General features: G+C 55.9%; 34 protein-coding genes. 8 read left to right on the top strand and 26 right to left on the bottom strand.

Translation table 11 applies throughout. The features are described 5' to 3' along the window. Nucleotides 1–27 precede the first annotated feature (27 nt). Nucleotides 28–1,131 carry a DUF4238 domain-containing protein gene (locus tag LAQ74_RS19865; protein ID WP_224338448.1) on the top strand — a complete coding sequence of 368 codons (1,104 nt, stop codon included), beginning with the start codon at nucleotides 28–30 and terminating at the stop codon, nucleotides 1,129–1,131. A gap of 265 nt (nucleotides 1,132–1,396) precedes the next feature. On the opposite strand, the gene LAQ74_RS19860 is transcribed toward LAQ74_RS19865, so the two are convergent. The 8 genes from LAQ74_RS19860 to LAQ74_RS19825 all read right to left on the bottom strand — a co-directional run bounded on the left by LAQ74_RS19860 (nucleotide 1,397) and on the right by LAQ74_RS19825 (nucleotide 9,099). Next, the gene (locus LAQ74_RS19860; RefSeq protein WP_224338446.1) at nucleotides 1,397–1,585 is read right to left on the bottom strand and encodes a DUF8012 family protein; all 189 of its coding nucleotides are present in this window, start codon (nucleotides 1,583–1,585) and stop codon (nucleotides 1,397–1,399) included. A 141-nt stretch (nucleotides 1,586–1,726) separates the two neighbouring features. Then, on the bottom strand, nucleotides 1,727–2,611 hold the full coding sequence (locus tag LAQ74_RS19855; protein WP_224338444.1) for a biosurfactant protein 1: 885 nt from the start codon (nucleotides 2,609–2,611) through the stop codon (nucleotides 1,727–1,729). A gap of 94 nt (nucleotides 2,612–2,705) precedes the next feature. Beyond that, nucleotides 2,706–3,632, bottom strand: coding sequence for a transcription initiation factor IIB (locus LAQ74_RS19850; RefSeq protein ID WP_224338443.1), 927 nt, complete (start codon nucleotides 3,630–3,632; stop codon nucleotides 2,706–2,708). Between the two features lie 194 nt (nucleotides 3,633–3,826). After that, nucleotides 3,827–5,116 carry a hypothetical protein gene (locus LAQ74_RS19845; protein WP_224338441.1) on the bottom strand — a complete coding sequence of 430 codons (1,290 nt, stop codon included), beginning with the start codon at nucleotides 5,114–5,116 and terminating at the stop codon, nucleotides 3,827–3,829. Nucleotides 5,117–5,234: 118 nt separating this feature from the next. Next, the gene (locus tag LAQ74_RS19840; protein ID WP_224338440.1) at nucleotides 5,235–6,107 is read right to left on the bottom strand and encodes a hypothetical protein; all 873 of its coding nucleotides are present in this window, start codon (nucleotides 6,105–6,107) and stop codon (nucleotides 5,235–5,237) included. Between the two features lie 51 nt (nucleotides 6,108–6,158). After that, nucleotides 6,159–7,049, bottom strand: coding sequence for a hypothetical protein (locus tag LAQ74_RS19835; protein ID WP_224338438.1), 891 nt, complete (start codon nucleotides 7,047–7,049; stop codon nucleotides 6,159–6,161). Nucleotides 7,050–7,127: 78 nt separating this feature from the next. Then, entirely contained in the window at nucleotides 7,128–8,300 is a 1,173-nt protein-coding gene (locus tag LAQ74_RS19830) for a DsbA family protein (protein ID WP_224338437.1), read from the bottom strand. Continuing rightward, nucleotides 8,293–9,099, bottom strand: coding sequence for a hypothetical protein (locus LAQ74_RS19825; RefSeq protein ID WP_224338435.1), 807 nt, complete (start codon nucleotides 9,097–9,099; stop codon nucleotides 8,293–8,295). Before LAQ74_RS19825 ends, LAQ74_RS19830 begins: the two co-directional genes overlap by 8 nt. 258 nt (nucleotides 9,100–9,357) lie before the next feature. Here LAQ74_RS19825 and LAQ74_RS19820 point away from each other — a divergent pair, with 258 nt between their 5' ends. After that, complete coding sequence (locus LAQ74_RS19820) at nucleotides 9,358–10,269, top strand: HFX_2341 family transcriptional regulator domain-containing protein (protein WP_224338433.1); 912 nt, start codon at nucleotides 9,358–9,360, stop codon at nucleotides 10,267–10,269. Nucleotides 10,270–10,528: 259 nt separating this feature from the next. Here the strand turns inward: LAQ74_RS19820 and LAQ74_RS19815 are convergent, their stop codons facing one another. After that, entirely contained in the window at nucleotides 10,529–11,023 is a 495-nt protein-coding gene (locus LAQ74_RS19815; protein WP_224338432.1) for a hypothetical protein, read from the bottom strand. 127 nt (nucleotides 11,024–11,150) lie between these two features. On the opposite strand from LAQ74_RS19815, the gene LAQ74_RS19810 reads away from it, so the two are divergent. Continuing rightward, a complete protein-coding gene (locus LAQ74_RS19810) occupies nucleotides 11,151–11,822 on the top strand; it encodes a hypothetical protein (RefSeq protein WP_224338430.1) in 672 nt (223 codons plus the stop codon). Between the two features lie 393 nt (nucleotides 11,823–12,215). Here the strand turns inward: LAQ74_RS19810 and LAQ74_RS19805 are convergent, their stop codons facing one another. Further along, the gene (locus tag LAQ74_RS19805) at nucleotides 12,216–13,115 is read right to left on the bottom strand and encodes a DNA-binding protein (RefSeq protein WP_224338429.1); all 900 of its coding nucleotides are present in this window, start codon (nucleotides 13,113–13,115) and stop codon (nucleotides 12,216–12,218) included. A gap of 682 nt (nucleotides 13,116–13,797) precedes the next feature. Next, on the bottom strand, nucleotides 13,798–14,058 hold the full coding sequence (locus LAQ74_RS19800) for a HalOD1 output domain-containing protein (protein WP_224338428.1): 261 nt from the start codon (nucleotides 14,056–14,058) through the stop codon (nucleotides 13,798–13,800). Between the two features lie 121 nt (nucleotides 14,059–14,179). Between LAQ74_RS19800 and LAQ74_RS19795 the strand changes: the two genes are divergently transcribed. Beyond that, nucleotides 14,180–14,440 (top strand): MarR family transcriptional regulator, encoded by a 261-nt coding sequence (locus tag LAQ74_RS19795; protein WP_224338426.1) that lies wholly within the window; start codon nucleotides 14,180–14,182, stop codon nucleotides 14,438–14,440. A 2-nt stretch (nucleotides 14,441–14,442) separates the two neighbouring features. Here the strand turns inward: LAQ74_RS19795 and LAQ74_RS19790 are convergent, their stop codons facing one another. The 11 genes from LAQ74_RS19790 to LAQ74_RS19740 form a co-directional block, all read right to left on the bottom strand. After that, the gene (locus tag LAQ74_RS19790) at nucleotides 14,443–15,012 is read right to left on the bottom strand and encodes a hypothetical protein (RefSeq protein WP_224338424.1); all 570 of its coding nucleotides are present in this window, start codon (nucleotides 15,010–15,012) and stop codon (nucleotides 14,443–14,445) included. Beyond that, entirely contained in the window at nucleotides 15,009–15,377 is a 369-nt protein-coding gene (locus tag LAQ74_RS19785) for a ribbon-helix-helix domain-containing protein (RefSeq protein WP_224338422.1), read from the bottom strand. Before LAQ74_RS19785 ends, LAQ74_RS19790 begins: the two co-directional genes overlap by 4 nt. 99 nt (nucleotides 15,378–15,476) lie before the next feature. Beyond that, nucleotides 15,477–15,806 carry a DUF8158 family protein gene (locus LAQ74_RS19780; protein WP_224338420.1) on the bottom strand — a complete coding sequence of 110 codons (330 nt, stop codon included), beginning with the start codon at nucleotides 15,804–15,806 and terminating at the stop codon, nucleotides 15,477–15,479. A gap of 31 nt (nucleotides 15,807–15,837) precedes the next feature. Beyond that, entirely contained in the window at nucleotides 15,838–16,350 is a 513-nt protein-coding gene (locus LAQ74_RS19775) for a PIN domain-containing protein (protein ID WP_224338418.1), read from the bottom strand. After that, nucleotides 16,351–16,653: a hypothetical protein gene (locus LAQ74_RS19770; RefSeq protein WP_136591576.1), complete on the bottom strand. Its 303-nt coding sequence runs from the start codon at nucleotides 16,651–16,653 to the stop codon at nucleotides 16,351–16,353. Between the two features lie 71 nt (nucleotides 16,654–16,724). After that, nucleotides 16,725–17,051, bottom strand: a complete 327-nt coding sequence (locus LAQ74_RS19765; RefSeq protein ID WP_224338416.1) for a DUF7558 family protein — start codon at nucleotides 17,049–17,051, stop codon at nucleotides 16,725–16,727. Further along, nucleotides 17,051–17,341, bottom strand: a complete 291-nt coding sequence (locus LAQ74_RS19760) for a DUF8069 family protein (RefSeq protein ID WP_224338414.1) — start codon at nucleotides 17,339–17,341, stop codon at nucleotides 17,051–17,053. Before LAQ74_RS19760 ends, LAQ74_RS19765 begins: the two co-directional genes overlap by 1 nt. 225 nt (nucleotides 17,342–17,566) lie before the next feature. After that, nucleotides 17,567–17,737, bottom strand: a complete 171-nt coding sequence (locus tag LAQ74_RS19755) for a hypothetical protein (RefSeq protein ID WP_004060587.1) — start codon at nucleotides 17,735–17,737, stop codon at nucleotides 17,567–17,569. Nucleotides 17,738–17,770: 33 nt separating this feature from the next. Then, nucleotides 17,771–18,169 carry a type II toxin-antitoxin system death-on-curing family toxin gene (locus LAQ74_RS19750; protein ID WP_224338412.1) on the bottom strand — a complete coding sequence of 133 codons (399 nt, stop codon included), beginning with the start codon at nucleotides 18,167–18,169 and terminating at the stop codon, nucleotides 17,771–17,773. Between the two features lie 62 nt (nucleotides 18,170–18,231). Continuing rightward, nucleotides 18,232–18,759, bottom strand: coding sequence for a DUF7342 family protein (locus tag LAQ74_RS19745; RefSeq protein WP_224338410.1), 528 nt, complete (start codon nucleotides 18,757–18,759; stop codon nucleotides 18,232–18,234). Between the two features lie 158 nt (nucleotides 18,760–18,917). Next, nucleotides 18,918–19,358 carry a DUF8030 family protein gene (locus LAQ74_RS19740; RefSeq protein ID WP_224338408.1) on the bottom strand — a complete coding sequence of 147 codons (441 nt, stop codon included), beginning with the start codon at nucleotides 19,356–19,358 and terminating at the stop codon, nucleotides 18,918–18,920. A 775-nt stretch (nucleotides 19,359–20,133) separates the two neighbouring features. Here LAQ74_RS19740 and LAQ74_RS19735 point away from each other — a divergent pair. The 4 genes from LAQ74_RS19735 to LAQ74_RS19720 all read left to right on the top strand — a co-directional run bounded on the left by LAQ74_RS19735 (nucleotide 20,134) and on the right by LAQ74_RS19720 (nucleotide 22,483). Beyond that, a complete protein-coding gene (locus LAQ74_RS19735) occupies nucleotides 20,134–20,655 on the top strand; it encodes an Lrp/AsnC family transcriptional regulator (RefSeq protein WP_224338406.1) in 522 nt (173 codons plus the stop codon). Nucleotides 20,656–20,817: 162 nt separating this feature from the next. Then, nucleotides 20,818–21,174 (top strand): DUF7344 domain-containing protein, encoded by a 357-nt coding sequence (locus tag LAQ74_RS19730; protein ID WP_224338405.1) that lies wholly within the window; start codon nucleotides 20,818–20,820, stop codon nucleotides 21,172–21,174. A gap of 168 nt (nucleotides 21,175–21,342) precedes the next feature. Further along, entirely contained in the window at nucleotides 21,343–22,161 is an 819-nt protein-coding gene (locus LAQ74_RS19725) for a TrmB family transcriptional regulator (RefSeq protein WP_224338403.1), read from the top strand. 115 nt (nucleotides 22,162–22,276) lie between these two features. Then, nucleotides 22,277–22,483, top strand: coding sequence for a hypothetical protein (locus LAQ74_RS19720; protein ID WP_224338401.1), 207 nt, complete (start codon nucleotides 22,277–22,279; stop codon nucleotides 22,481–22,483). Nucleotides 22,484–22,514: 31 nt separating this feature from the next. On the opposite strand, the gene LAQ74_RS19715 is transcribed toward LAQ74_RS19720, so the two are convergent. The 4 genes from LAQ74_RS19715 to LAQ74_RS19700 all read right to left on the bottom strand — a co-directional run bounded on the left by LAQ74_RS19715 (nucleotide 22,515) and on the right by LAQ74_RS19700 (nucleotide 25,164). Next, nucleotides 22,515–22,766 (bottom strand): HalOD1 output domain-containing protein, encoded by a 252-nt coding sequence (locus LAQ74_RS19715; RefSeq protein ID WP_224338399.1) that lies wholly within the window; start codon nucleotides 22,764–22,766, stop codon nucleotides 22,515–22,517. 81 nt (nucleotides 22,767–22,847) lie between these two features. Beyond that, nucleotides 22,848–23,336 carry an Lrp/AsnC family transcriptional regulator gene (locus LAQ74_RS19710; protein ID WP_224338397.1) on the bottom strand — a complete coding sequence of 163 codons (489 nt, stop codon included), beginning with the start codon at nucleotides 23,334–23,336 and terminating at the stop codon, nucleotides 22,848–22,850. Between the two features lie 741 nt (nucleotides 23,337–24,077). Next, nucleotides 24,078–24,437 carry a DUF7344 domain-containing protein gene (locus LAQ74_RS19705; RefSeq protein WP_224338395.1) on the bottom strand — a complete coding sequence of 120 codons (360 nt, stop codon included), beginning with the start codon at nucleotides 24,435–24,437 and terminating at the stop codon, nucleotides 24,078–24,080. A 70-nt stretch (nucleotides 24,438–24,507) separates the two neighbouring features. Next, entirely contained in the window at nucleotides 24,508–25,164 is a 657-nt protein-coding gene (locus tag LAQ74_RS19700; protein WP_224338393.1) for a helix-turn-helix domain-containing protein, read from the bottom strand. Nucleotides 25,165–25,431: the final 267 nt, after the last annotated feature.

The raw sequence follows: 25,431 nt of genomic DNA, 5'->3' as shown, positions 1-25,431 counted from the left end.
TTACATTTACACTTCGATTTCGAGATAATGCCAGCAAGGAAAAAACAGCACTACGTGCCAAAACTCTATATGAGGGGATTCACTGACACCGAGAAACTCCCCTCATATCAGTTAGACCGCCGCCAAGAATTTCAGCCGACATCGATTCACCATCTCTGCTACGAGGACTATTTCTATAGCGACGATCCCGAGAAGGAAGAAGCAACAATGAAATTGGAGGGTCGGTTCGCGGGTGTCCTACAAGACCTTAGGAACGATCAGACGCTCTCCGCGTTAGACAGTGAGGATGAGTGGATGTTCCTTCTCACGTTCTTAACGCATACTCATACACGGACGAAGAACGCGAAAAAAGAATCTCAAGAACTCAGCCACGAACTCCTCCGTCTCTGGCTTGAAGCGAATGAAGGCGTTATGGAGGGAGACGACGAAGAGATGCGTCAAAAAGCCTTAGAGATGCTCGAGGAGGAAAAAATCCAGATAAAAAACACCCCTGCATTCCCGATGGGAGAACTCGTCTCTATGTACGGGCCACTACTGATTGGCGATCTGGAAGTAGCATTATTGAGGGACGTGACCGGGATGGGGTTCATTTTCTCAGATCACCCAGTTGTGTTGGACAATCCAATGTTTCAGGATAAGATCCGGGACGCGAAAACAGGGTTCCAAACACGAGGCATACAAATATTCTGTCCAATTTCACCTGATCTCACGCTTATGATGTATGATCCCGATTGCTATCATATCCCCGGCACTGGGGTTGTTGAAGTCGGGAGCGATGCTGTAACTGAACTGAATAGGCTCCAGATAGTGAACGCACTAGACGCTGTATTCTATCAAACCGAAGGCAGAGAATCAGAGATACGTGTTCTACACGATGAAGTGGCAGATTTACGGCCTGAGAACATGACTCAGGTGGATTGGTTTGATGCGGATGATCCACGATTTGATACAGATAACGAGGTGTTTGGGATCGGGTCAACCGTTCCTGATTTCTCTCCAGAATTGCCTTTTATAGAATCACGGAATGCTGAATTCGATCTAATTCGATCGCCCGAGATGTATGCGAGGTTCAAATCGATGATCGAGGACGCACGCGACTATGCCAAAGAGCAGCTGGCACAAGACGAGTAGATGTCCACTATGTTATTCGAAACGGGATCCAGTGTCTACCGTAACGGCTCTATTGAAATGCTATTCTCCAGATAGATTCTCGCCTGAAACAACCGATCGCTGAATAACCTACTTATCGGCTGATTCCCTGCAAACCAAGTGGAAGAAACGATTCTGGTGTGCTGCATACACCCTCTATAGTACGCCACTCCTATCAATCTCAGAGGATTTCAACAAATCCGACTGGGGGAGATGCTCGATCGGTGATGTGCGACTAAGTCTTCGCTCAGGAGTCGACCGTGACGTTAACTTCCGCCGAAGCACCTGGCTGGGTGAGCAGTCCCACCTGTTCCAGAAGCGTCGTAGCTTTCGCGATTCGCTCTTGGTCGGGCGAGTCCAGTTGCTCGGTGTTGATGCTGTTGAGGTTGCTGAGCGTGCGATGCAGCCGGTAGCCAGGTGTGTCTCGTGGGTCCATGATGTACGCCTCCGCCGACTTCTGGCGCAGAAAAAACGGGAGAGACGCTGATGTCTCCCGCCGAAGCCTTGCACCTGTATTAACCAACAGATTCGGGAAGACTCATTCCACGTTGGTTAAGACGTTATTCTGTTGAGTATTCTACTCGGGGGTTGGTCCGTGACGAGGCGACTGACAAACCTGGCATTCCCACATCGGCTGGCCAGACCACTCGTCATCAGGGACAGTCTCGAACTCCTGGAACTGATGCTCAGTCTTTCGACCGCACTTGCGACATTCAAGATGTGTTCTCGAGGGAACGCTGGGTTGCCGATCCTCGGAGTGCTCGTCGATGATAGTGCGCTGGAGTGCAATGGCTGGCACCAACCAGACGTCGTTCTCGGCGCTCTCAAGTAGGTCTGTAAGCCGATCTTCCTCACGAACGTTGTGGCCTCCCTCATCGTAGAGGAACGTCGTGTGCGCCCCATCACTCCGCGACTGGTTCGACTCTGTCCGTCCCGTCCGTTCACGAGCGGCTGCGAGAAGCTGTTCGCCGCTTTCGGAGGTGACTCGAACTGCTTCGGGAAGCGAGGACCACTGCTCGGTCAGCTGTGTGGCGGGCTCTGCATCAAGGTCGTAGATCAGCTGGCAGTCATCGACCGCTGGATCCCTGTCAGCCTTCGTGAGGAGCCTGGCCGCAGCAGCACCCTTCGCGATGGCGGCGTAGAACGTCGACGCCTCGACGAGTAGATGGACGACATGGAGGAGTGTCCACTCCGTATCTGAGGTGGACCTCTCGTCGCTGGTTCCATCAAGATGATTCGAGAGGCAGAACCGGCACTTCGTTTGGGTAGTGGGAATGGAAGCACCACAAGAGGAACACTCCTTCTGTGTCGATCTCGTTCGGTTTGGATACGATTCCAGCGTTTCTCTTCTCCGATGTCCTATTCGCCCAGAAGTACCACGCCCAGAAAGCTTGTCGTCGGGAACGTGTGTCGCCTCACCGAGTGGTCGCAGTTCTTCAAAGTCAGATTGTCGCCCGTTCATAGAGTGGTCTGGCAGCACCTTCCTTCGTTTCTGTATTTAAATCTCAGCCACAAACTCCGAATCTCCGACGGAAGAAGATTCGCAGATAGCGTCTTCAGACCGCCAATTCGTTCAATGTGTTTCGATGCGACCGGATGGTCGTTGACGTGACGCTCGCCGCCTCAGCGACTTCCGCCTGTGTTAGCCACCGTCCCTCTTCGCGACCCGCCTTGTAGAGACAGGCGGCTGCGAATCCCGATGGTTTAACACCCGACGCTACTCCTGTCGATTCAAACTGTTCAGCCAACCTCCGAGCTCGCTGTCGGATGTACGCTGGAACCTCGAGTTCTGACGCAAGTCGGGGGATGAATTCGCTAGGGCGAACAGGCTGGGCTGGCAGTCCAAGTTCTCTATTCAGCGTTTTGTACGCGTTCGTAACTCTCGATTGTTCAACGCGTGCCGCATCGACGACGTCGTCGAGTAACCGTGAGTGGCCGTTACATCGACAGACACCATAGACGCTTGCTGTCGCGATCGACTCGATTGATCGGCCTCGAAGCAGGTCTTCGCTTTGAGCGCTCCGGAACAGTTGACACGCTTGGTCACGAACCGAATCTGAGAGCTCGAGGACGCTCGCGATTCTTCGGACCTCACCCAGGCCGTGTGCGAGGTTTCGCTCGGCTTTCGACTGGAACCGACCACGAGTCTGCTCACGCCGCATCCGGGCTAGCCGCTGGCGCTTTTGCCCAGAGAGTTCGTTCCCATTCGCATCTTTCCTGCGACCGATTTTCGTCGACAGGCCTCGGTCATGGCGTGCGACGGTGAGTGGTGCACCTGTTCGATTCGGGGTTTCTTCATCGGTAGCGAACGACCGCCACTCCGGACCGTGGTCGATTTTCTGTTCGTCGATGACGAGCCCACAGTCCTCACAGACCGTCTCGACGGTATTTGTTCTCACTTGGCCGTCACATTCGGGGCACGCCGTGTTGTTGTTCGATACGTCTTCGTCGAAGCTGGTTTCGTAGATCTCTCTCGTGGCCATCGGTAGTTCGCGAGGCGTCTCGTCTGCACCCCGCACCCCTCTCCGGGGGAGATAGACAACTGCGGATGTGATTATGGAATAGATCTATTGACTACTCAGGGAGCCTTTGCAGCGTCTGTACATACTCTCAGCGGGGTATGCCGTGGCCGGTTATTCGTCGTCGATTACGACGCCGCCATCGGTGACCGCTTACATCACTCAGCGAAGTACTCGTACACAGGCAGGAGAGTTTGGAAGTACTCGAGCGTCCAGTCTACCAACTCTTTCTTCTCGATGAGGTCTGAGCCATATGGAATCTGCTTCTCGATTACGAACGACTTCTCGTGTCCTATGTTGGCATCGGTCGTCTCCCTCACAGCCCGACCGATGACTCCCAACCTATCCGTGATACTCGCTTCGTCGACCCCTTGCATGTAGATGACCGAATCTGCGTGGAAGGTTGTGGTCTGCCGTTCTCTGTCGTTGGCCTGCTGGATGTTCCGCTGGTACCGGAGATAATAGAACGGATTGTCTTCACGTGTGAGTTCGATGCCGTCCAGTTCGGACAGGGCGTCCAACATCACGCGCTTGAATTCCGGTTTAAGTTCAGAGGATCCCCGTCTCACGATATTGCTGACAATCCGGTTCGGGATATAGAGTTGGACAGAGAACTTTGCTGGGTGCCAGAACCCTGCCGAGAAATGTCTAAGTCGCTGGAATATCCCGTTCTCCAATTCCTCTGAATCAACAAGGTGTACCTCTCTGCTTCGTTGATTTGAGGTCGCGGTGAAGTTCCCGAGATCGTAGTTCCCTCTACTCTCGTACAACGCCTGAGAGAAGATTCCAGGGTTAGTCTGGTCGACTCCTCGAAGCATCGTCTTCCGATACTCTCCCACACCAGACCCGCTCAGTTTATCGCGGTCGAATCCTCTGAATGGTACCATTCTCATTAGTTCTAAGTAGTCGGTGAATTCTTCGAGTAGGAATCGGTCGATGTCATTCTTCGTTCTCTCTCGGTAATTTTCTAGCAGTTCATAGATGTCCAACCAACTGATCCCGTGACACAGTTCGTCATCGGTGAGGCCAAGCTCTCCCCGATATTTCCCCATCTGAGTGAGACTCAGCCTGTCCCGTTCTGTCTTGACCTCAATAACGATTGACGTTGGGACGTTCTCTGAATGAACTGTGACTACGCCGTCTACTGTTCCGTCTCCAGAACGTGGATCTGATTCTCTAGCGACGTTCTCTCCGGCAAATGAGAGTCCAGCAAGGTGGACGGAATGTTCAGATGTTGGAATCTCGTTCAAACCGACCTGAGTGTCGTACTCGAATTTGGCGTCCTCGAAAGCGAGACCAAGGGACTGCTTTAGAAAACTGTCCGTGAGTCTATTATCAGACTCTTGCAGGACTTTCAGGAAGCCCTTCGTGGTGTTGTTCTCCAGCTGCTCTTTACCCTCATCGCTGGCACGCTGGTACCAGAAGAGATTATCCCACTTTGGTCTCACACAACTGTCCTTTTCCTACTCGAAGTATATTCCTTCCGCTCAGTCGTACATAGGTGATCTTCCAACTTTGTGATTCGAGGCTCTTGCTTCTGTCAGAATTCAAAATGCTGTGAACGCTCTACTTGTCATGGGTGAACTTCTCCTCGAGATTCTTGCGCTCACTGCGCTTCTTAGCCGCCTTGCCCCCTTGAAATGTTGCTCCACCAGTGAATCCCGCAACCGTTGCAGAGGCAATGACATTTCCTCCAGTCAGTGCGAGTGTGATGAAGAACGTTGCTACTGTGGCTCCGAAACTTATCTCTTCATCAGAGGCGTCGGTCAGCTCTCCGGTCTGTTTCGCTTTCCAGAAGATGTAGTCGACGAGATCGTACGAAATTTCTCGAGTCCGACGTCGGTACCAGTCCCCATCATCCCAAATCAGCTTGTCGTGAATGTGCGATTCGGGCGGACGTATCTCATCGATGTCCGAAGCTGGGTACTTGTATTGGCCTACACCCGGTGTAGACCTCTTCTGATGTACTGTCGCGGCAATCGTCGATATATCGGCTGCGATGCTTGGTGCGTTGAGTTGCACCAACACAGAGTCGAGTGCCTGCTGCATCTCGACAATCGACTGAACCATCGCCGGTTGAATAGCCGATTCAGCAATTTTCTGAGTCTGGGTGATTGACTGAACCAACGCCGGATTAACCACACTTTCCGCGATCTTCTGCATTTGGACGATATCCCGGATCAGTGCAGGCTGGATGGCATTCTCCATCGTCTTCTGCATCTGAATTGCGTCCCGAACCAGTGCCGGCTTGACAGCCCGCTCTACCGTCTTCTGCGTCTCAATCATCGACTGGACTGCTGCCGGTTGGATCGCTTCCTCTGCCACTTTCTGAGCCGCGAGAATGCTGCTAACGTCTATATCGACAGTAAAACTTGTAGAGATAGAGGGATTTGGATCTTTCCCGGACTCTGCGTCTGAATCTTCGCTATCCTCACCCATAATGATCTCTTTGCTGTATTTGGTTTTGAGTTCTCGATTACTTTAGTGCGTCTAGGGGAGTAGTTCGGGAAGGTTTGGAAGCTCCAAATCGAACTCAGGGATGTGTCGTTCGATTAGCCCCTCCTTTTCCTGCGGGAACATCCCAACAGCCGAGCCGCCTTCAGGGGCGATCAAGTTCTGTATCTCATCGTAGGTGAAATCCAGGTTGACGTCGTAGTTCCACTCCTCCGCGTCGGTCTTGAGGTTCTGAATTTGATCCCATACGAACTCGACGTTGCTGTCCGTGACAGCCTCACCGTAGACTGAGCCTCGAATCGCCCAGTGGAGTTCGCTCATCAGTAGAGCGATACACCCTCGGCATCCGTGTCGGGCGAACCGGAGGAATGTGCGATTGGCGATGAAACGTGTTCCTCTCCATGCCATCTTGTACGGGGTACCGATGGTCCATAGGACAACCTCCAGACCGAACGCCGCTGACGCGAAGAGGAACCCCTTGATAGCTTCTGGGTTTGGATCAGGAGTTTCGACGACACACGCAGCGTTGCAGAGGTTGTTGAAACTCCCAATGAGAGGGAGATAGCGGGTATATTTGCTAAGATCCCGTCGTCCCGATTCAATCATAGACTCGTCTATTTTGTCGGTGATGTTGTACTCGTTGAGGATGCGAACTCCAAACTGGAGACGACGGACGACGTCAGACACAGACTCGCCACTATCGACCACTGCATTGAGGGTCTCTCCAGAAATTGCCTTGCGTGCGGAGCACAGTTCGTTAGCACATTGAATTACGGTGTCGTTCCGTTCGGTTTTCGTCTCCGGGAGTGCGTCGAAATAGCTGTCGGCGACGTCGTTTACTGTACTCCTCTCTTTCAGGGCGGTTACCTCCCCTGAAGCTGCAATCGGAGTAGCTGCCGTCGCTTTAAGGAATGTCCTTCGTTTCATTCACTCAGTAAGTCACTTTCCCGGCAGGAGCCGACGACGTTGTTTTTAGTACTCGATAAATTACCGAGCAGGGTTGGCTCAGATCTCCTCATTTGCCTGTTTGTGTCGCGTCCAAAATGTTCCAACTCCGATCTCAACAGGCACAATATCGTCCCGCTGTTGGAGTTCTTCCTCTGCTCGGTCCTGCGGCCACTCGTAAACGGTCATGACTTCTTGAGTCGCAACAGGGCCGTGCTCGGTAACGAATCCGGAGAGGGGTTGCGGCTCCTCACTATCGATTCCTGATTGGTCGAAAATATCTACGATGTCGTCGTAGTGCAGATAGCCCGATTGAGTGACTTCCTCTCCGTCGACGTGGAATTTGGTGAAGGGCGGATTGAGATCACGTTTAGTCTGACGAGGCTCTACTTTGTCCCAAGCTTCCTCCAATCGGTTGATATCGAGCCCCGCGTTCTCCGCTAATTCGAAAAGGATCTCCTTATCCTCGATGTTTGTCCCTTCGACCATGGTGGCCGTCCGAAGCCGTCGAAGGTATCGTTGGGCGGCGTTTGGCCCTTGGTGCATCGCTGCCAGGTAAGCGCGATTTGCGAGTTCGGTTGATTCCGGCGGATTCTCCTCCCACACGGAGGTATCTATAGGCATTTTGTGGCGAAGACGGTCTCTTTCCCACTTCGATGCCATCTCTTCGGGGTCAACGAATTCGCGGACGGGGACAAGGTGATAGTCGGTATCGACTTCGTGTCCGTATCGTTCTTTGATTTTAAGTATTATGGGATACAGCCCCCACCCCACGTTATCCCACGGGTCTGAGTATTGCACAACCTTCGGTTCTTGTTCTTCTTCATCGTCGTCATCATCCTCGTCTTCCGACTCCTCTTGTTCCGGTTCTTCGTCCGGAGTCTCGGGATCCTGTGACTTCTCGGGCTCTGAAGAATCGGGGTCTTCTCCCGCCTCATCGGGGGAGTCGTCACCTACCTCCACACCCTCGGGGATTCCGATGATGCCGCCTCCTCCGCCTCCGCCTCCACCTCCACCTCCACTGCTTCCATTACCGTCTGTTCCGGACGGTGTGGTCTCCGTTGGCTGGGGGCCAGAATCTTCGGAGGGTGCTTCCTCTGACGGCGATTCATCGGTGTACTCGTCAACTCCTGTCTGGTCGGGATCGACGTCTGGCGCTTCGTCACCGGAGGTACTACCACTGTCATCGTCCTCGGGGTCAATGTACAGGTCGTCTGTCGTCCCGTCACCCATTGATAACCACCTCAGAGTCCGGAAGGTAGTCTCCAATTCGCGACTGCTCGTCGGTGCGCTCCGTCTCTAGCGCTCGTTTGATTTCGTAAATCCACATGGCTAACCTCTGTTGTGAATACCCGTCCGTCGTCAGACCGCAATCCTGCTTCCAGTACCACCCTGCAGCCTCATCAACAACCTCCGGCAGCACTTCGACCTGTCTCGGTGACCCTCGACCGATGACCAAAACTCCCTCAGGGTTCAGGGCGGTAGCCGCCTGATGTATCCGATCTCGGAATTCGTAGTTGCTGGGTGTCTGGACGCCGTACATGGCGAACCGATCGATACCCAGTCGGGCAAAGGTCTCACGAGCCTCCTTGAAATGGGGTTGAGAAAGCCCTTTAGCCAAAGGTATGAGTTCGTGGGATAGTCCCATCTCCTCGGCCGTCTGGTAGAGCCATTCGAATCGATCAAGGTACTTTCTCACGTTCTCTAACTGATGTTCTGGCTCCATCTGATGGTAGACCCATAACCAGTCCGGGATGATTCGCGCCTCACGCGTGATTTCGGCATAGAGGTCTATTTCCGCCCATCGCCCTCTGTCCGTGACTGTTGGGTCGGGTTCCGTGCCCACGATTGTGAGTTTGTGGTGGGGCTGGAGGATGTTATCGAATCCTCCATGATTTCTCAGAACGCTTTCGGCTTCGCTGAGTGTCACCATCACGTGTTCAATCGTTGGATCCGCCTCCAGTAGATCGAGAAACTTCCCGCTGGGCTCGAGGCGAAGAATCGCCTGAAGTTGGGAGTACTGCGCAATCAAGGAGGCTAACAGGGTTTGCTGACCTCTATGCGAATCTCTCTGTATGGAGTGCGAATTCATTGGCGATGGTGCGGGTCGTTCACTTGGCACCTACCGCCATTCTACGAATTCGGTATATAAAACTCTGTTGGAGATTTTTCAAACAGGTGGGCCAGATAGGACACAGATCGTCTATGTTCTAGGCGGGCCGAAACTATATGGTAGCGATAGGCGGTCGATATCGGAGAGATTTAACACGGGGGTGGCTGACTATGAACTATGAGTGATAGGGTTCATTTCATTCCAGTCGGGTTTGATTTTGACCGCCTTATTCGTCCAATATCAAAGGGTGAGATGGAGGCTGACCGGATCGTGCTACTCACGCATGAAGGCGAGCCCGACGATGACCCGATAGACCGGGCAGCGCAGCTTGCAAAGAATATGACCGGGAAACTGGAGCGTACATTCGAGCTGATCGACATAGAGGTCGAAATTAAGGCAGTCAATCTTGAGGAGATGTACGAGTACGAGACGCTCTATCCCAAAGCGCATGACTACATTCTGGAGGAAATCAAGAAGGGGAACGAAGTCTACGTCAATATCTCCTCCATGCCGCGGACGGTGTCGTTCGCGTTTGCGACAGCTGCTGACTCATTGATAGCTGAGAAACAAGAGGAGTTCGAGGACATTCGTGATCGCGTACACACGTACTACGTGGCCCCCAAGGAGTATCTGGTCTTGGAAATGCTTGATGTGTTGGAAGATGCGGCCGAGGCCTTTGATGAACTGAAGGAGTACGAAGACCTTCGGGTACATCAGCACTATGAGGCGATCACCGACATACTAGATCGGGTCGATGAAAGTGGCGTGACAGAGGGTACGCGGGAAGATTTAGATGGTGACGGGCATATGTTCGTTGAGTTTCCGTCATCTCCTGGTAGCAACGTGAAAGAGTTCGAGGAGCATGTTCTTCGATTTCTCAAGGGGAAGGGTACGTTCGAATCGACCTCAGAACTTGCGGAGGCGTTGGCCGAGGAGAATGGTGAAGAATATGGCGAATCATTCAGAAGTCGAGTTCAGTACAATGTGTCTAACCTAGATACAAAGGGGTACGTCACCCGAAGGGATAGCGGAAATAGACACGAGACGGAACTATCGACAATGGGGCGTATGTGGGTAGAAACGCACTAATCTTACTTTCCCGGCTCTGCTGAAATCCTCACTAGTGGACAGAAACCGCGTGCTGGATATAGAGAATGGGGTCAGCAAAGGGGTTTTTCAGCGGGTCACTGGACATTGCCTACGTAGTCGGTGAACAGGTACACGACTGAAGCGGTTGCAGCTAAGATGAGTACAAGTTCTCGGAGTGGGAGTTCAGATAATTGTTGTTCGGTCCCAAGATGGACTTCGAGTTCGACCCGGGTGATACGTTGGTAATGGGGTAGCTTGCTTATCGAACAGGCCGCCGCATTCTCCCTTCAGCTTCGAGTTCAGCGAGCAGTTCCCGCAGGTCAGCCGCTTTGTCATCGGGAAGATGACGAACGGTTGATCCTAGCGTCCCTGAGATATCCTTCGCACGTCCGTACCGGCCGTCGCCCGGTCCAAGTACTGCGTACTCCTCGAACTGCAGCCCCTTCAGGTCGTAGTCCTTGGTTCCAACAGAGTCCAGCAGCCGGATGCCGTCAGTTCCGTACCGACCTACGGTGATCAGTTCCGAATCAGGGCTTCGAATCGTTCCGATTCCACCGTAGCGGGAGGCATCTCTTACGGCGTTGAACGCTGTGGTTGAGGCGCTACCGTCGTGGTCGTCTTTGTTGAAGGAGTGGCCTGTGCTGTAGTCGACGACCAAAAGCCCAGTTGCGTTGTACCGCCCCTGGGATTCACTGGGTACCGCCTTGTTCTCGCAGGCAATTGCAACCGCCTCGGAGTGGGGAGTAGGTCCCATATCTGCTATGTGTGGGGCCAAGTAGAAAAAACCCAAGGGTAAAATAGCGTTTGGCCTATGTCTATATTATATTCGGCCCTTGGCTAATGTCCGCTGGATATTTGACTAACGGGCGCTTGGTATCTGTATGAGCACTTCCGAGGAGACGCCCCTATGGCGGCGAATTAGGGATGTCGTCTCATCCAACCGACTATTCAAATTTAATATCGCATACCATGACGTCGACCGAGAAGCCTACGCTGACCGACTGTTCGAAGACGGTGTCGTCACGATCTCGGATTGGGCGCTTGCCACGACCGGTGGTGTTGAGCTCGCTACAGACGGTAGTGTCCTGAGCCCTGAAACCGTGCACGAGCCCTACGGAAACACGCTCAAGGGTCAAATCCAGTGGGATGTAATTCGAGACATTATGCATGAGGAGATATATCCCGATGAAGACACAAAAATTAAGGCTGGGAAAGCTATTGGGAGTATCCGAACGTTCGTTGAAGGAGTTGACCCCGGTGATGTTCTCTTAGTGAATCTGCCTAGTGGAATCGCTCCGTGCGTGGTTGAGGGTCCGACTGTATATGACCGGTCCACAGAGTACAGTGACCTTGCACCAAATCACATCATGTACCGGAAAGTTCAGTGGGCCTCAGATGGCGAGCGTCCGCTCACTGTCTCAGCAGATCTCCTTCCACCAGGGTTCGGGACCGCCCGTCACACGATCGAACAAGTGTCCGATCCATCGCCGATGGTGGAACTCCTACGCGTCGTTGAATGGGTTGGTGACTCGATAGGTCAAGAGGAGCGGTGAGTACGACGACTTCACCAATCTTCCAGCATAGAAACAACCGATTCGACGGGGCCGAATAGTGGGCGAAGGGGGAACGAGTGTTCCAATTCATAAGTCGAGTGTCATAGATTCCATGGAAGACGAGTAGTCTTTCGTGCACTGGCGACCCGCTGGGAGACACGCGCTCTATATCCAGCACGGACGCTCAGAACGATCACCGGCTGAGGATTTCAATAGAGCCACTTTCTCTTGATAATAGGTACATACGATGAGAGTGCCTAACGACGTTGTTGAGAATTTCTGCGTAGCATAGGTCGTGGCTGCGCGCGCAGCGGAGCGAGCACGGAGCGGAGGGTGGGGAGGTGGGGTCTGGGTCGGTCCGGCACACAATAAAAAGAAGGCCGCGTACGCTGGCTACGCTTCCCACCACCGACCGCGCTCGGGGAAGTGAACCGTGGTCCAACCGGTCAGAGCCACCGAGACGCGCCCGTTGTACCAGTTCTTCGCCGCTCCGTGAATACGAACGTGTTCGCCCTCCTCAATCCAGGGTTGGTCGCTTGCAACCCAGCTGGTGAACTTCGTTCGTCCGCTTTCGTCTTCGATGAGGCCGACTTGGGAAATGGCTGAACTCGACGGCTCCCAAAGCTGCGTCACGCGACCTTCGATGCTTACCTCTTTGCGATTGACGTCCTCGAGCATCCCGATGGGAACCACCTGTCCCGGCGCCGTCTGCAACTCCTCGAACACCCCAACGACTGCACTCGTCAGGTCTTTCCCACCGACTACGGCTTCACCCAGCCGCCGACCAATCGCTGCTCGCGACCAGCTATCCAGCTTTTCGGCCAGCCGCATCGACTGCTTGTTCACCGCCGCCAACTGCTCCTGCGTGAGTTCTGCACGAGGATCGTCTCGCTCTGGGTCCGCCCACGGGTCCACGCTCGCCGCCCGCTTCTGGAACTCAGCACGCCGCTCAGCGCTCCGCTTCGCCGCGATATCTCTCGTCCGCTTCTCCCGACCTTCTTGCGTCCCCAGCTCCGCCTGGGCACTGATGCGCTCCAGCTCAGCCTCCCTGGCCCGAATGCGCTCTTCTTGTTCGAGGGTCGCACCGTAGATCCGCTCGTCACTGGTGTCGACCATCCCGTCCGGGTGGTTGGCATCCACCTTCGCCTGCACCTCCATCTGCACCGTCGCCTGGAACTCCGGCGTCTCATCGACGACCTCGAAGCCATCTTCATCGACCGCCGCTTCGTCCGCTTTTTCGAATGCCTGTTCATCGACCGAAACCTCATTACCGAAGACGTTCTTACTTGACATTGGAGTACCTAGCTCCGAAGGCGCTCAGCGCCCGACACCGCGATGCTGCTACATCGCGGTTTTCCGACGACAACGACCGATAGAACCATCTGCGCGCTCTCGCTCGCGCCTTCGCGAGCGCCCTACCGGGCGCGAGCGAGAGCGCGCCTCAGGGAGGCCACCCAACCAGCACCGCGCGCCGACCCGCCCGGAGCGAGCGGCCAGCGGGATATGCCCGTTCGTGTCCGGCCCGATACGCGGGTCCGTGTCCAGGGCGACTGTCGCCGAGAACGCGCGCCGCGGTGTGGCGCGCGACAGCGCAGGCGGCACAAAGCGCTGGAACGCGAAAGCCCGCAAGGGGCGCAACCGACGGGGATACCCGCTGGCGTCGAGACCAGATTCATTTTAGCCCGGAACGGGCGCGGGCGGTGCGGAGAGCGCCCGCACGCCCGGAATGGTCGGTCGCGAGCGACGCGGAGGGCGGCAGCGGCGAGCGGGGCGGGCCGTCACGTACACACCTGTCCAGCCGGCCACGTCGCTCGGTGGGCCATCTACAGCCCTGGCGGATTCAGAAAGGGCGAGGCCGCCTCGGTCGTCCCCCGACCCCGCAAGCACCGCAGGCACGAGGCGCGCAGCGTGGGTCGCGGGATGCCGAGCGGGCGAGGGCTTTCAAGGATGATATGCGCCTCCACGACGGGAAGCGTTACTTACTGCCTGTATCTGGTTGATCCTCGACGACGACGTCCACCCCTTCCGGTGATACATCGAGTTGAATCCCCTCGACGGTGAACTGGACAGCGATATCATCATCAGACGAAGCAACCAACTGTTCGAGCGCCTCGACGTCGACGGAATTATGGAGCTGATACTCATCCCGACCCAGCCCACAGGTTTCGAGTGTCTCGATGATGTCGACCAAGAGGTCTGACGATGCCCCGGACCCACTCGTTGGTGAGCGATCCATTTCTACGTCCGGCGCTTAGGACGACTAGCGTTTAAAGGGTGTGGAGTCAACCACAGTTGCTTGAAGCATCTACAGTTGACTTAGCGCGTGTGGGATAGTTTCGGCGCAATCAGAAGCGATTATGCGCTTCGACGCCGACTGGATGTCTCGCGCCGATGACCGCATTCTGGAGCATCTTTCTGAGGACGGACCCGACACCCCGAAGGAAATGGCTGACAGCGACCGTGTGCGTTTTTCCCGGCAACACATCAACGCCCGCTGCAAGACGCTCGTCAATTACGGCCTCGTCATCCACCTCGGCAACGGCGTCTACGACATCACTCGCCAAGGAGAACAATATCTCGCCGGCGACCTCGACGCTCGTGATCTCGAAGCTGCGTGACCCTACTCTTCCAGAAGCGCAACTAACTGAGCGACGTATGGGCTGTTTTCCCAGCTTCGATGCGGGCTGATCGTCGTGAGTAGCGTTCGAGCTGCCTCGTGGCTCAGATACCCGTTCCGAGCGTAATCCACGATGAGCCGCGGTGTCGGGACAATTCGTGGGCCCTGTAGCACGGCGTGAATCAGTGGGAAGTTCGTCCCACCGAACTCGTCGGTGAGAAACCCGTCTACGTCGAGCGCGTTCGCGAGGACGATCCCATCGGTTTCGCCGTCGTCGAGGCCGAACGTCGGCCGGGAGTCCGGCGCCCCGCCGCGCTCGTAGGGATCTTCGACCGTGTAGTGGTTACGGGCTGCGAGGACATTACTCGCCGCAGCGGCGTGGATATCCTGATATTGCGTGATATCGCGAAGTTCTGCGACCACTTCTGGGGGGACGAACACATCACAGGAGGTGAGCAGGTGCTGGAACGGGTCTGGGATATCGGTACCGACCGTTGCATCTGCACGGGGCACGGCGAGACTGACGAGGGCGCTCGTGTCAGCGACGACCGTTTGCAGTCGTTGGCCGCTCATCGATCATCGTCGGCCGCGGTCTCGACTGTCGTCACATCCCCTTCGTAGACGTCGACGTCGTCGGGGGCAGCGAGATCGAGTGGCTCGTCCTCGAGGTCCGCTTTGAGGAGACGGAGCCGCTGGGCCGTCTCGGCGCCGACCAACTGCTTGACTGTCTCGAACTCGAGTTGGCCGTCGTAGTACTTCGTCGCGACCAACTCTTGGAAGGTCTCGCTGTCGGCAGTGTCCTCGATATACTCGCGGATGGCCTCGACGAGGAGATCCGTCCGATCCTTGTCGAAGAGCTCCGCGATCGCATCCAACCGGTCGACGAGGTATTCCGGGGACTGGAAATGGACCCGTCGTGGGTCATCGCTTGCGCTCATTCTATGTGTAAGTTCTGCACATAGATGCATAACGGTTTCGGTGTATGCACAGAGCTTGCACATCGACGCCCCGTAGGACAGGAAACCCTCACGTCCGTCTCAGCCGTCGCTCTGTTCGTTCAGTTCTGTAAGGAACTGGCCGGCTGTTGTCCCGATACGAACACCGTCGACGGTACGTACTGCAAGGTCGTGCGTGGCAGTCCGAAAGAGGTAGTGGTCGACGAGGACGCGATGGATAACGGTTCGGACGGGGTCGGTCCCATACCTATCGACGACAGTAGCCATCATCTCGTCGAGATGCGCGTCCCGGTGCTCCGTCCGGGGATGCTGTGTGCGTTCGAGGACGAGTTCGACCACGTCGTCAACTGATGCGTGCTCGGGATTCTTCGTTCGTTCACGAACGTCGTAGAGAGCGTCGTTATCGGGCATTTCTGTTCACTTCGAAGTGTCTTCCTCGGTGTTAGGGCTCTTCGAGCAATGAGCGAGCTCGCTGCACGTAACTGTTCGCGCCCCAGCTACGGGCGTTACTAATCTCATCGAGGAGCAGCCGCGCATCGGCAGCTGATAGGTGTTCAGTTCGAACGAGAACCGAGAGTAGCGTCGGTGTCGTGACGAGCCGGGTATCAGCGAGTGAGGCGTGGATCAAGCCAAGTTGGTTGAACTCGTCACAGAGGAAGAGCGCAGCATCGAGATCGTTCGCGAGCGTGACCGCCGCGTTCTCACCGTCATCGAGGGGGAACTCGGCATCGAGGTCGACCGAATGTGTCGTGAATGACCCCGCTTGGTCGAGTACGGCGGATGCGGCGTGTCCATGGACGTCATCGTAGGAGGCGATCTCTTGGAGTTCATCGATGACCGCTGTTGGGACGACGACCTCGTACCGGGAGAGACAGAGTGCGAGTGGATCGGGGTCGTCGTCAGTAACGATTCCGAGACTCACGAGGGCTGAGGCGTCTGCAATGAGCCGCGGCATCTATGCGTCGGCGACTTCGTCGATGAAGTCCTCGTCCAGCTGCTGTTTCAACACTCGGAGGTTTGCTGCCTCTTCGGCGCCGACGAGTGCTTTGAGTTCCTCGAAGGTGATCTCGTCGTCGTAATAGGCGGCGGCGATCTCCTGGGTGAGTGCGTCGTCGTGAGCGGCGTCTTGGAGGTACTCTCGAAGCGCGGTCACGAGGACGTCTGTTCGGTCTTCCCCGAGGACTGCGGCCAGTGCGTCGGCGCGGTCGATGAGCCGATTGGGGGCCCGAAACTGCACGCGCTTCTTATCGGTGCTCATGATGTGTACAATGTGAGCCAATGCACTTAGCCGTTTTCGTGTGTACGATGTGAGCCTCACTCGGCCGACCGTCACTCGGCCACGAGATGCTCCTTGAGATCACGTGTCCAGTACGTTGCGAGCCCCCCTGGACTACAGTGCTCGCACAGTTGCAACGGGCCTTCGAGATGCCCCAGTTCCACGCGGAACCGCGTCAGCGCTGCAAGCGCGTCGACGACGAGTCCACACCCGTCGCAGGCGTAGTGATCGCGCTCGTCGGGATCCGGCCCCGACTGGATCGCACAGTCGACGCAGATGGGGTGAGTAACCCGATCATCCTGACCCCACGTATGCGCCTCGCCAGCCTCGGCGCCGGGCGGAGTGTCGCAGAATGCACACCCCGTGAGCGTCTGCTGCATTACTCGGCCTCCTCGTCGGCATCGCAGGCGGCCGTCCAGCCACGGTGGAAGACGGCTAGCTGCGTCGGTGAGTCGAACGCAGTACCACTCGGTTCGTGAACGAGAACGCGGTCCTCGGGAACTGGAGTGACGACGTCCGCGTCGAGGAGCTCGTTGATCTGGCTCTGGGCCGTCGTGTCGTCGATGTCCGCCGTGTTGACGCCGGTGACGTCGCGGTCCTGTGCGAGGAGCTCAGTCTCGAACTGTTCATAGTCGGCACTCGTGTCGTCATGTGAATCGGGATTATCCATGGTGAATCACGCTGCGCACGTTGTCGCGCGCTGCACGCCTTCTGGCGCGGATAAACACTCCACGCGAGACCGCGGCCCTTACTCGCTCCAGAGGGCCGTGATCCGGTCTTCGATTCCGCCGACAACAAGCGTCAGCACGTCGTGATGGTCGGTTAACCACGATGCATCGTCACTGGATAGCAAAGCGGTCGTCAATAGCTAAGGAGCCGCTGAGAGCCTGTTGACTCACTCGTCTTCGAGCGCGGCGTAGATCTCCGCGTGGCGGCGTCCGTCAAGTTCCCCCATCTCGAGGGCGATCTGGTGGCGTTCAGCGTCGCTCTCGGCCGCCTGATACCGCTCGTACAGTCGGCGGACTTCTTCGTCGACCGTCGCCGAGGAATCGGTGCTGGACGCCATCTCTGTATCGAAGTTACTCATTGTGTCCCTTTATCAGTTGCGACGAGCACACGCTCGGAAGTAGATCACTGCGGTCTCAGTGTCGACGGCGGCTTCATCGGTCGCAAAGCGATGCAGTAGGGCCCGAATTTCGTCGCCGTAATCAAACGTGTGTCCGTTCAGCATGTAGAAGACAACCACCGTTCGGAGTGCAGTCCGCTTGTTTCCGTCGACAAAGGGATGATCTGCAACGAGAAGACGCATCAGATGTACCGCTTTTTCATGCAGTGTCTGTGGAACCTCCCCAAAGTAGCCTTCAGAGACGTACTGCACTGCAGATTCGATCGCATCCTCCGACCGAATTCCGGGTTCTGTGGCGTCGCCCTCCTCAACGATCTGCTCGTGGAGATCGAGAATGAGCTCGACCGAAGGATACGCGACGTCGTCAGTCACATTTGCGACTCTCTCACGCTAGCCAATAGTCGTTTCTTCCTTGCAGCGTCGCTCGCTGTATGTTATATCTCTTGGCGGTCGGTACTGGCGCGTTGTTGGCGAGCACGTTCGTAGCGTGTTCGCTCCTCGTGGGCAGTCGCCCAATCAGCGAGATCACTGCACACGTTGTCAATTGTCCGCTTCTCGCTTGTTTCGGCAACCTCGACGGCGTGGACGGCCGCTGGCGTCTTGGCGTCGTAGACCTCTTCATAGCTGTCGATGTGCGTGGTCAACTTCTCAACGTGCTGCTGGAGGTCCTTGACGGAGTGGTTTGTGGCGAGTCGGTTGATGCGTCGCCACTCGAAGTACGCGTTGTTCCGCTTGTAGGTGGCCGGATGACCGTCATGGCGTATGACGATGCCGAGTTCTCCGAACCAGCTGAGGTATCTCCGGGCAGTCTTCGGGTCACACTCTGCTCGTTCGGCGATCGCGCTTGCCGTCGTCGGCTCCCGGGTCTGCAGGATGGTGCCGTAGATGCGTTGTTCGACGTCGTCCTCGCTAAATGGGTCGTCGAAAGGAGGGGGACCGTCCGTGGACGCTGTGTCGGGCATACGTGTTCTTACGGGGCTACGAATATCGTTCTTACTTCGAGGAAGAGTTCCTCGACAAGTGAGGCGTACTGGGTGCCGCCTGGTTGGCTTCGAAAGGAGCACCGCCTTAACCAACAGTCTGCCCGGGCTAAGCGTGTTGTTGGTTAAATCACGTTCGGTCAGCGCATCTGGAGCTTTCGAGCCGGTTTGACGCTGAACGTATCTGGGTTGTTGACTGGCACGTCGTGACTGCGATCAGTTGTCAGCGACGACGTCCGGGTGAGTCGGGTGATGAGATCCTCGCGGACAGCCCGCCGACTGACCGTCGATTCGTGCCATCCGAGTCGATCGTCGTAGTGCCGTTTCCGGAACATTCCCCCGTTGTCGTCGATAGCGATGAACTGGGTTCGCTTTGCTCCCCACACGTTCGCAGAGACGTACTCCGCACCGACCTCCTCGTGGGTGAGTTCCACGAGGACACACTCGACGAAGGAGACGATGGAGAGCTGACTTCGATCGTTGGGAATCGTCAGTTCGAGATCCGCCCACGGCGCTTCGCTTGATTGTCCTATCTGTTCGCCACGTAGCTGCGATTGCTGTCGCTCGTGTTCTGAAGACATGGTAGTTGAGTGGGCGATCACTGCGCCCCCTCACCCCTCTTGGGGGTGAGAAAATCCACCGCGAATCGCGTTACCATCCAATGAGCGGCTTCTGATATGTTTGCTGTAGACACTTGTCGTTTGATAGCCCCTCGGCCGGAGAGAGCCAGCGGCGTTTGCACCGGTGTACCCTAGCCTTCCTTTGGACAATTATTGAGGTACAAAGGGTGTCGAAACGGGTTTAGATTGGACAAGAGGGGCGTCGGGCAGTTCTCAGACGGTAATGGTGTCCTCGACGAACTTCAAGACACGGTTGTCTGGAATAATTGTGCTTGACGAGGTGGTGAGAGTTTCGAATTCGAGAGAATCGGTGTCATATTTTGGGCGAAACCAGACAACAGCGAATTACAGTAATTGATAGCAGTTCGTTGCGACTCGTGGAGGATTTGCCCATTTCAGTCGAAAACGGACAATATAGGCCCTGAAAAGTGCATGACGAGGCTTCTATCCTCCTCGAACTGCACCTTCAATGAAAATATAGTACTTGTATTAGCTTTCCTATGGATGACGAAATGTGACGACTAGTCAACTGGTCTAAAACGACAGCCAGTTTCCCTCAAGATCTTCATTCGAGAGGAACCCGTTCGCGTCAGGAAACAACGGGTTCGAGTCATTCCCATCGAAGCCGGGGAGACCTACCATCTACTGAGGATTCCAATAGTGCCGCTGGACTACTTCAATCTACTAGTGAAGGGGCCCACGCGGACTTTTGAGTCGCCCCGTCCAAGGACATCGTATGGACGACTCCCCACTCGACGACGTGGACCGGCGCATCTTGCACCAACTCCAGCTCGACGCCCGCCAGACCAATACGGAGATCGCCGAGAAGGTGGATGTGACCTCCACGACGGTTCAGAATCGCCTCGACAAACTCGAAGGGACGGGCGTGATCCGGGGCTACCACCCCGAGATCAACTACGAGGCAGCGGGCTACCCCCTCCATGTCATGTTCGTCTGCACGGTCGATCCGAACGAGCTGGACTCGCTGGCCGACCAGATCCTCGACGTTCGCGGTGTGGTGACCACCCGCGATTTGCTCGGGGGCGAACGGAATGTCCACGTCGAAGTCGTCGCCGGCACGGCCAGGGAGATCGAAGAGATCCGCAACGAACTGGCAGGCTTGGGAATGACGATCAACAGCTCCGAGATTATCTCCGAGACGCAGGTCCAGTCGTGGGACCACTTCTATCCACGGACGGGTCCCGACGCGCACCAGGACGACGACACCGACGACGGATCGGTCACCGATCAAGGATAACCGGGGACTTGCTTGGATTTTTCAAATTCATCCGCGTCTATAGACCCTCATCCCACATCCGGATTTCAATATATCTACCAGTATTGGGGTACGGTTGAGAATTTCAAATGTTGTGATTTTCTGAGAAACAATCGTTATCCGTGAGCACGTCCTTGCCACGGTATGGCTGAATCGACCGAGAGGGTAACCAACACCTTCAGTACATTGGCAGATCCCGCTCGTCGGTACGTCCTGGACTATCTCGCCAAGCAGGCGACTCCAGTCTCCTTCGACCGTCTCACCACTCGGGTTGCCGCCTGGCACACCGACAGCGACCCGGACGCCGTCGACGAAGCCACCCTCACCGAGATGCGCACGGCTCTGTATCACGTGCACCTACCCAAACTTGCCGAGACGGGCTATATCGAGTGGGACGCGGACACCCACACGATCCGGCGGGGGCCGCATTTCGACGAGATCGCTCCGTTACTCCAGTTGATGGCCGACCACGAAGACGAACTGCCCGCAGGGTGGCCGTAACCCAATGAACCAGCGTCTCCGCACGTGGCTCTCCCGGCTCAGTGGGCGCACACAGACCGAGCCACCGGCTTCTCGGCACGACTCCGAGAAGGAAGCCCCCCAGTCACCCAAATCCCGACCGAGCGTGAATTACCCCTCTCAACCAGTCGGGCATGACGAGACCAACCAATGACAGATCGACAACGTAAATCCGAGACGGTGAGTCTGTTACAGGAGCTCGGGCTGAAGGAGTACGAGGCGCGGAGTTTCCTGGCATTGACCCAACTCTCGAAAGGGACCGCCAAGGAAATCAGCGAGACCTCCGAGGTTCCTCGGACCCGGGTGTACGACGCCGTCCGAGTGCTGGAGTCAAAGGGGCTAGTCGAAGTGCAACACTCCAGTCCCCAGCAGTTTCGCGCGGTCAGTATCGAGGAGGCTGTAGCGACTCTCCGTCAGCAGTACGACACGCGGATCGACACCCTTCAGTCACACCTGGAAGCGCTCGATCTCCAGCCGGAGGTTGACGACAGCGACCGAATGCAGGAGGTTTGGACGCTGTCAGGCCACGATGGCATCGAGTCCCGGACACACACGCTGCTGGAGGACGCCGACTCGGAGATCGTATTGTTGGTCGTCGAGGAGGAACTTTTGACGGAGGCGTTGTACGAGCGGCTCCACGACGCGGTCGACCGCGGCGTCGACGTGATTATCGGTGGCGAAACGGATGCGATCATCGCCAAGCTCGGTACCGAACTGCCATCCGTGAAGGTGTTCGAAACCGACCTGAACTGGCTCTTGGGGCCGGCGAGCGACGACGAGGTTGCCATCAGCCGCTTGCTGTTGGTCGACCGCATGACGTTGTTGGTCAGTTCCTTCTATCCGGACGGCCACTACGACGGCTCACACGAGCAGGCGATCTTCGCCAACGGCCTGGAGAACGGTATCGTCGTCCTCCTTCGCCGGATAATCTCCTCGGGGCTGCTCCCCCTGGCGGACCCGGCGACGTAGCCAGGCAGCGGGTCCCTTGCCAGACTGCACGAACAAAGTGATGACTACAGGAAATAGACCGGCTAACTGTTGGGAGTCTCCTCAAGGGCGCAATAGCGACGAACCCAAGTACGTAATGCGTCCACGCACACTATTCGAAGACGAACCCCCATCTGCCAACGAGGACGTGGCGAGACTCCGCCTCCGATCCCGCCCCTCCCTTTCGGAATTAGAGACGAAGGGCATCCTCACCCGGGACAGAGACGAACGCGTCGTGAAGAACGGGGTCCAGTTCGACGAGACCTGGGACGAGATTCGCCGAGGGGAACCGGTAGGTCGATGAGGTAGCGCCGTAAGTTTCTTGCTGACGGTAGCTATCGAGTGTGGTCCGTGACGGCCACATAGCCATCGGCCTCCACACTAACCTCGTAACTGTTGTAGTTGAACACCACCTTACCCAGCGATGCCTTCCCAGCGAACACGTTGTCCAACGCCTCGGGGTCAACTACGTCGTACAGTGGCGGCGTTAATTCCGTAGGTGGAGTACCCTCAACGGCAGCTATTACATCTATTACTGCCTGACTCACACTCCGACTATCCGTCTCGATGGTCTGAACCTGACTCATTAGAAACGACTAGGCTAGCGCATCGGATAAGTATGTCGAGGATTTGATAAAATCCACAGAGACTTAAATAGTGCCGGGGAATTATCCAGCGTCGTCCTCGTTCGTGAATTCCTTTCCGAAGTGATTGTAAGGGAACGCTCGAACCCGCTTCAGCAAATCCATGCGCTCAATATCGACGCCCAACTCGCTCATCTCACCGATGCTTTTCTCAATTTCTTGCTTGTTCTGCCCGACCAACTCAATTGAGAGGTTTGCGTTATTGGTTAATAACTCACTGACACTCACTACACCCGGAACACTAACGAGGTCGTCAACAATCTCCTCTTGGTCGTCAATTGGAACCGTCCCGATGACGAGCAGGTGATGGCCCATCCCCGTTTGCTCGTAGTCAATCGTCGGGTGGTATCCCGTGATAATGCCGCCCTCTTCGAGCTTCTTGATGCGATTGGCGACCGTACTGGACGAGACGCCGACCTGTTCCCCGATGGCGCTCGTCGTGTTATTCCGGGCATCTTCCTGCAAGAGATACAGGATACCTTTGTCAACCGGGTCAAGTTCGTCCGAAGCCATAGGCAAGAACGGTACGGGAGCCGCCAATAAGTTAATTCCCTTGATTCGCTTAGTATAGATAATAGACGCAACACCAGTTCAGAAGGATAGAGTGTCAGCTCTGTAACCCAGATAATCACAACAAGGTAAAGTCACTGTAGCATGTAGTGAAACCATGAACCGTTCTGTAGAACATGAGAATCCGTTTCTCTCCCTTCAATCAACAATCGAATGTACCGACTGTCAAAGTGAGGATGGGAAAGTCACGAAAGTTACATACGAGAGTGGGAAGATCTACCGGGCACCCGTTTGCGAGGACTGCATTATTGAGTACGTTAGGAATTCGAATGTCGCTAAAATCGACCGTGTACGGCTATCATGAGACCTAGTCTGTAGGTGAACAACCTAACATAGCAGTCAGTTATCTACCCAGTATCTGTCACGAACTGCATGCCGCAAAGAGAGGATACGTTCAGCCACACCGGTTCGGACCTTCTGGCACCCAACGGGACATTCACTGATCGATACTGCCAGGGGACGAGGCGGGTAATATGAGTTCTTCATCGCCACAGGGACACTCCGACAGCCCATCCAAATAGAACGATCCGTCGGAGCTTATCTTAGCCACGTAGATCGACCCACAGGTATCGCACTTGGCGACCGTTCGGGTGAGTTGACCGTCACGCTGTTTTGCCATCTGTAGTATCCCTCTATTTCACCGCTGTCGGGGTTTGAACGAGGAATGTGAGTGGTTGATCGGCATTACAGTTCTATCGGTGCTTCGAGCGAGGAATCGGCATCAAGAATCGTTGACAGGGTCGGCTGCACCTGATCTAATTGCTCGGTCGGTTCCACGAGGTGGCGTTCTGAATCGTAGTCGATGAGTCCTTCCGCGGCCAACTTTGGGAGGTGGACATGATACAACGAGAGGCGAATTTTTGTTAGTACGTCTTCGGACGCCTCTGTCAGTGGCGTCTGATGATTGTACTTGAGGATAGCCTTCGTAAGGTCGTCGAGTGTTAACGACCGCTGTTCTTCTGCGAGCGTTCCAAGAACGATTCGGCGGTGCTGGTGTTGACACAGGTCGAGCACCGAGTCGAAGGCGGTAGAAGTCCCAACCATAGTACTAAGGCAGGCGTCCGACGGCAATCACACTACCCTTTTCAGGTACAAACCTATTTTAAGTATCCAATCAGGGGCGGGCTGTCAGGGCGGAGAGCGTGCTCCCGAGGACGTGCTTGATCCCCCCGCGGAGGCGGGAGCCGACGGCCTGCTGTGAGATGCCGAGTTCCTTGCCGAGTTCTTCCAACGTGACCTCGCGGGGGGATTCGAAGTACCCACGCTCGTAGGCAAGCACCAGCGCCTCTTGCTGCGTGTCAGTGAGGGCGGCTTCGGTCCCCGTCTCAACCGGCGTCAGTGCGTGCAGCTCCGTCAACGTGATCGGGATGTCTAGCTCTCGACAGCGTCGTTGAAAGTCTGCGACGTCGCTTCGGTCGTCACCGCGGACCTCGAACGTCCACTGTTGGTGTGTCCCGGTGGCCTCGATTAGTGGAACCTCTGTCTCAGCCAGGATGGTGAGCACGTCGTCGTAATCTAACGCCCACTCGACGCGTAACAGATACTCGTCCCCGACAGAGTCAACGAGCCGAATCGCCTGCACGCCGGGGTGCTCGGTGAACGCGCTCTCGATGTCGTCGACTTCGGTTCCCCGCACCCAGAAGTACGGGATCACCACGTCCTGTGCAGGGATAAGTCGCTCCAGCGTGACCGTCACGTTCGGCAGTTGGGTGAACACTGTCCCCAAGGGGAACTGGTCTGACGGAACCGTGAACGTCGCCTCAGTAGCCATTGTCCGTACTGTTGGCTCCCAGGTGTAAAGGTCTGTGACTGTTCGGACCGTACTCCTGACGCCACTGTGCCCGGACGCCTGATCTCTCGGCCCAGGGTTCGGTACTAGGTGCATCTTGACCTAAACAGTGGGATCACCAATGCGGTACCTGAGAGTGTTCCAGCATCCTCTGTACGTAACACTGAGGCCAGGAACATTGCTTGACCAACTCACGCACTCAATTCAGCACGGCCTCAACGAACCGTCAGTGATTGAGGATTCCAACAG

Source organism: Haloprofundus halobius (assembly GCF_020097835.1).
GTDB lineage: Archaea > Halobacteriota > Halobacteria > Halobacteriales > Haloferacaceae > Haloprofundus > Haloprofundus halobius.
This window is presented reverse-complemented; position numbering and strand designations above follow the sequence as displayed.

Coding starts and splice junctions, on each gene's coding strand:
- LAQ74_RS19865 (WP_224338448.1), top strand. CDS start 28: ATGCCAGCAAGGAAAAAACAGCACTACGTGCCAAAACTCTATATGAGG.
- LAQ74_RS19860 (WP_224338446.1), bottom strand. CDS start 1,585: ATGGACCCACGAGACACACCTGGCTACCGGCTGCATCGCACGCTCAGC.
- LAQ74_RS19855 (WP_224338444.1), bottom strand. CDS start 2,611: ATGAACGGGCGACAATCTGACTTTGAAGAACTGCGACCACTCGGTGAG.
- LAQ74_RS19850 (WP_224338443.1), bottom strand. CDS start 3,632: ATGGCCACGAGAGAGATCTACGAAACCAGCTTCGACGAAGACGTATCG.
- LAQ74_RS19840 (WP_224338440.1), bottom strand. CDS start 6,107: ATGGGTGAGGATAGCGAAGATTCAGACGCAGAGTCCGGGAAAGATCCA.
- LAQ74_RS19835 (WP_224338438.1), bottom strand. CDS start 7,049: ATGAAACGAAGGACATTCCTTAAAGCGACGGCAGCTACTCCGATTGCA.
- LAQ74_RS19830 (WP_224338437.1), bottom strand. CDS start 8,300: ATGGGTGACGGGACGACAGACGACCTGTACATTGACCCCGAGGACGAT.
- LAQ74_RS19820 (WP_224338433.1), top strand. CDS start 9,358: ATGAGTGATAGGGTTCATTTCATTCCAGTCGGGTTTGATTTTGACCGC.
- LAQ74_RS19815 (WP_224338432.1), bottom strand. CDS start 11,023: ATGGGACCTACTCCCCACTCCGAGGCGGTTGCAATTGCCTGCGAGAAC.
- LAQ74_RS19810 (WP_224338430.1), top strand. CDS start 11,151: ATGAGCACTTCCGAGGAGACGCCCCTATGGCGGCGAATTAGGGATGTC.
- LAQ74_RS19805 (WP_224338429.1), bottom strand. CDS start 13,115: ATGTCAAGTAAGAACGTCTTCGGTAATGAGGTTTCGGTCGATGAACAG.
- LAQ74_RS19800 (WP_224338428.1), bottom strand. CDS start 14,058: ATGGATCGCTCACCAACGAGTGGGTCCGGGGCATCGTCAGACCTCTTG.
- LAQ74_RS19795 (WP_224338426.1), top strand. CDS start 14,180: ATGCGCTTCGACGCCGACTGGATGTCTCGCGCCGATGACCGCATTCTG.
- LAQ74_RS19790 (WP_224338424.1), bottom strand. CDS start 15,012: ATGAGCGGCCAACGACTGCAAACGGTCGTCGCTGACACGAGCGCCCTC.
- LAQ74_RS19785 (WP_224338422.1), bottom strand. CDS start 15,377: ATGAGCGCAAGCGATGACCCACGACGGGTCCATTTCCAGTCCCCGGAA.
- LAQ74_RS19780 (WP_224338420.1), bottom strand. CDS start 15,806: ATGCCCGATAACGACGCTCTCTACGACGTTCGTGAACGAACGAAGAAT.
- LAQ74_RS19775 (WP_224338418.1), bottom strand. CDS start 16,350: ATGCCGCGGCTCATTGCAGACGCCTCAGCCCTCGTGAGTCTCGGAATC.
- LAQ74_RS19770 (WP_136591576.1), bottom strand. CDS start 16,653: ATGAGCACCGATAAGAAGCGCGTGCAGTTTCGGGCCCCCAATCGGCTC.
- LAQ74_RS19765 (WP_224338416.1), bottom strand. CDS start 17,051: ATGCAGCAGACGCTCACGGGGTGTGCATTCTGCGACACTCCGCCCGGC.
- LAQ74_RS19760 (WP_224338414.1), bottom strand. CDS start 17,341: ATGGATAATCCCGATTCACATGACGACACGAGTGCCGACTATGAACAG.
- LAQ74_RS19755 (WP_004060587.1), bottom strand. CDS start 17,737: ATGGCGTCCAGCACCGATTCCTCGGCGACGGTCGACGAAGAAGTCCGC.
- LAQ74_RS19745 (WP_224338410.1), bottom strand. CDS start 18,759: ATGCCCGACACAGCGTCCACGGACGGTCCCCCTCCTTTCGACGACCCA.
- LAQ74_RS19740 (WP_224338408.1), bottom strand. CDS start 19,358: ATGTCTTCAGAACACGAGCGACAGCAATCGCAGCTACGTGGCGAACAG.
- LAQ74_RS19735 (WP_224338406.1), top strand. CDS start 20,134: ATGGACGACTCCCCACTCGACGACGTGGACCGGCGCATCTTGCACCAA.
- LAQ74_RS19730 (WP_224338405.1), top strand. CDS start 20,818: ATGGCTGAATCGACCGAGAGGGTAACCAACACCTTCAGTACATTGGCA.
- LAQ74_RS19725 (WP_224338403.1), top strand. CDS start 21,343: ATGACAGATCGACAACGTAAATCCGAGACGGTGAGTCTGTTACAGGAG.
- LAQ74_RS19720 (WP_224338401.1), top strand. CDS start 22,277: ATGCGTCCACGCACACTATTCGAAGACGAACCCCCATCTGCCAACGAG.
- LAQ74_RS19715 (WP_224338399.1), bottom strand. CDS start 22,766: ATGAGTCAGGTTCAGACCATCGAGACGGATAGTCGGAGTGTGAGTCAG.
- LAQ74_RS19710 (WP_224338397.1), bottom strand. CDS start 23,336: ATGGCTTCGGACGAACTTGACCCGGTTGACAAAGGTATCCTGTATCTC.
- LAQ74_RS19705 (WP_224338395.1), bottom strand. CDS start 24,437: ATGGTTGGGACTTCTACCGCCTTCGACTCGGTGCTCGACCTGTGTCAA.
- LAQ74_RS19700 (WP_224338393.1), bottom strand. CDS start 25,164: ATGGCTACTGAGGCGACGTTCACGGTTCCGTCAGACCAGTTCCCCTTG.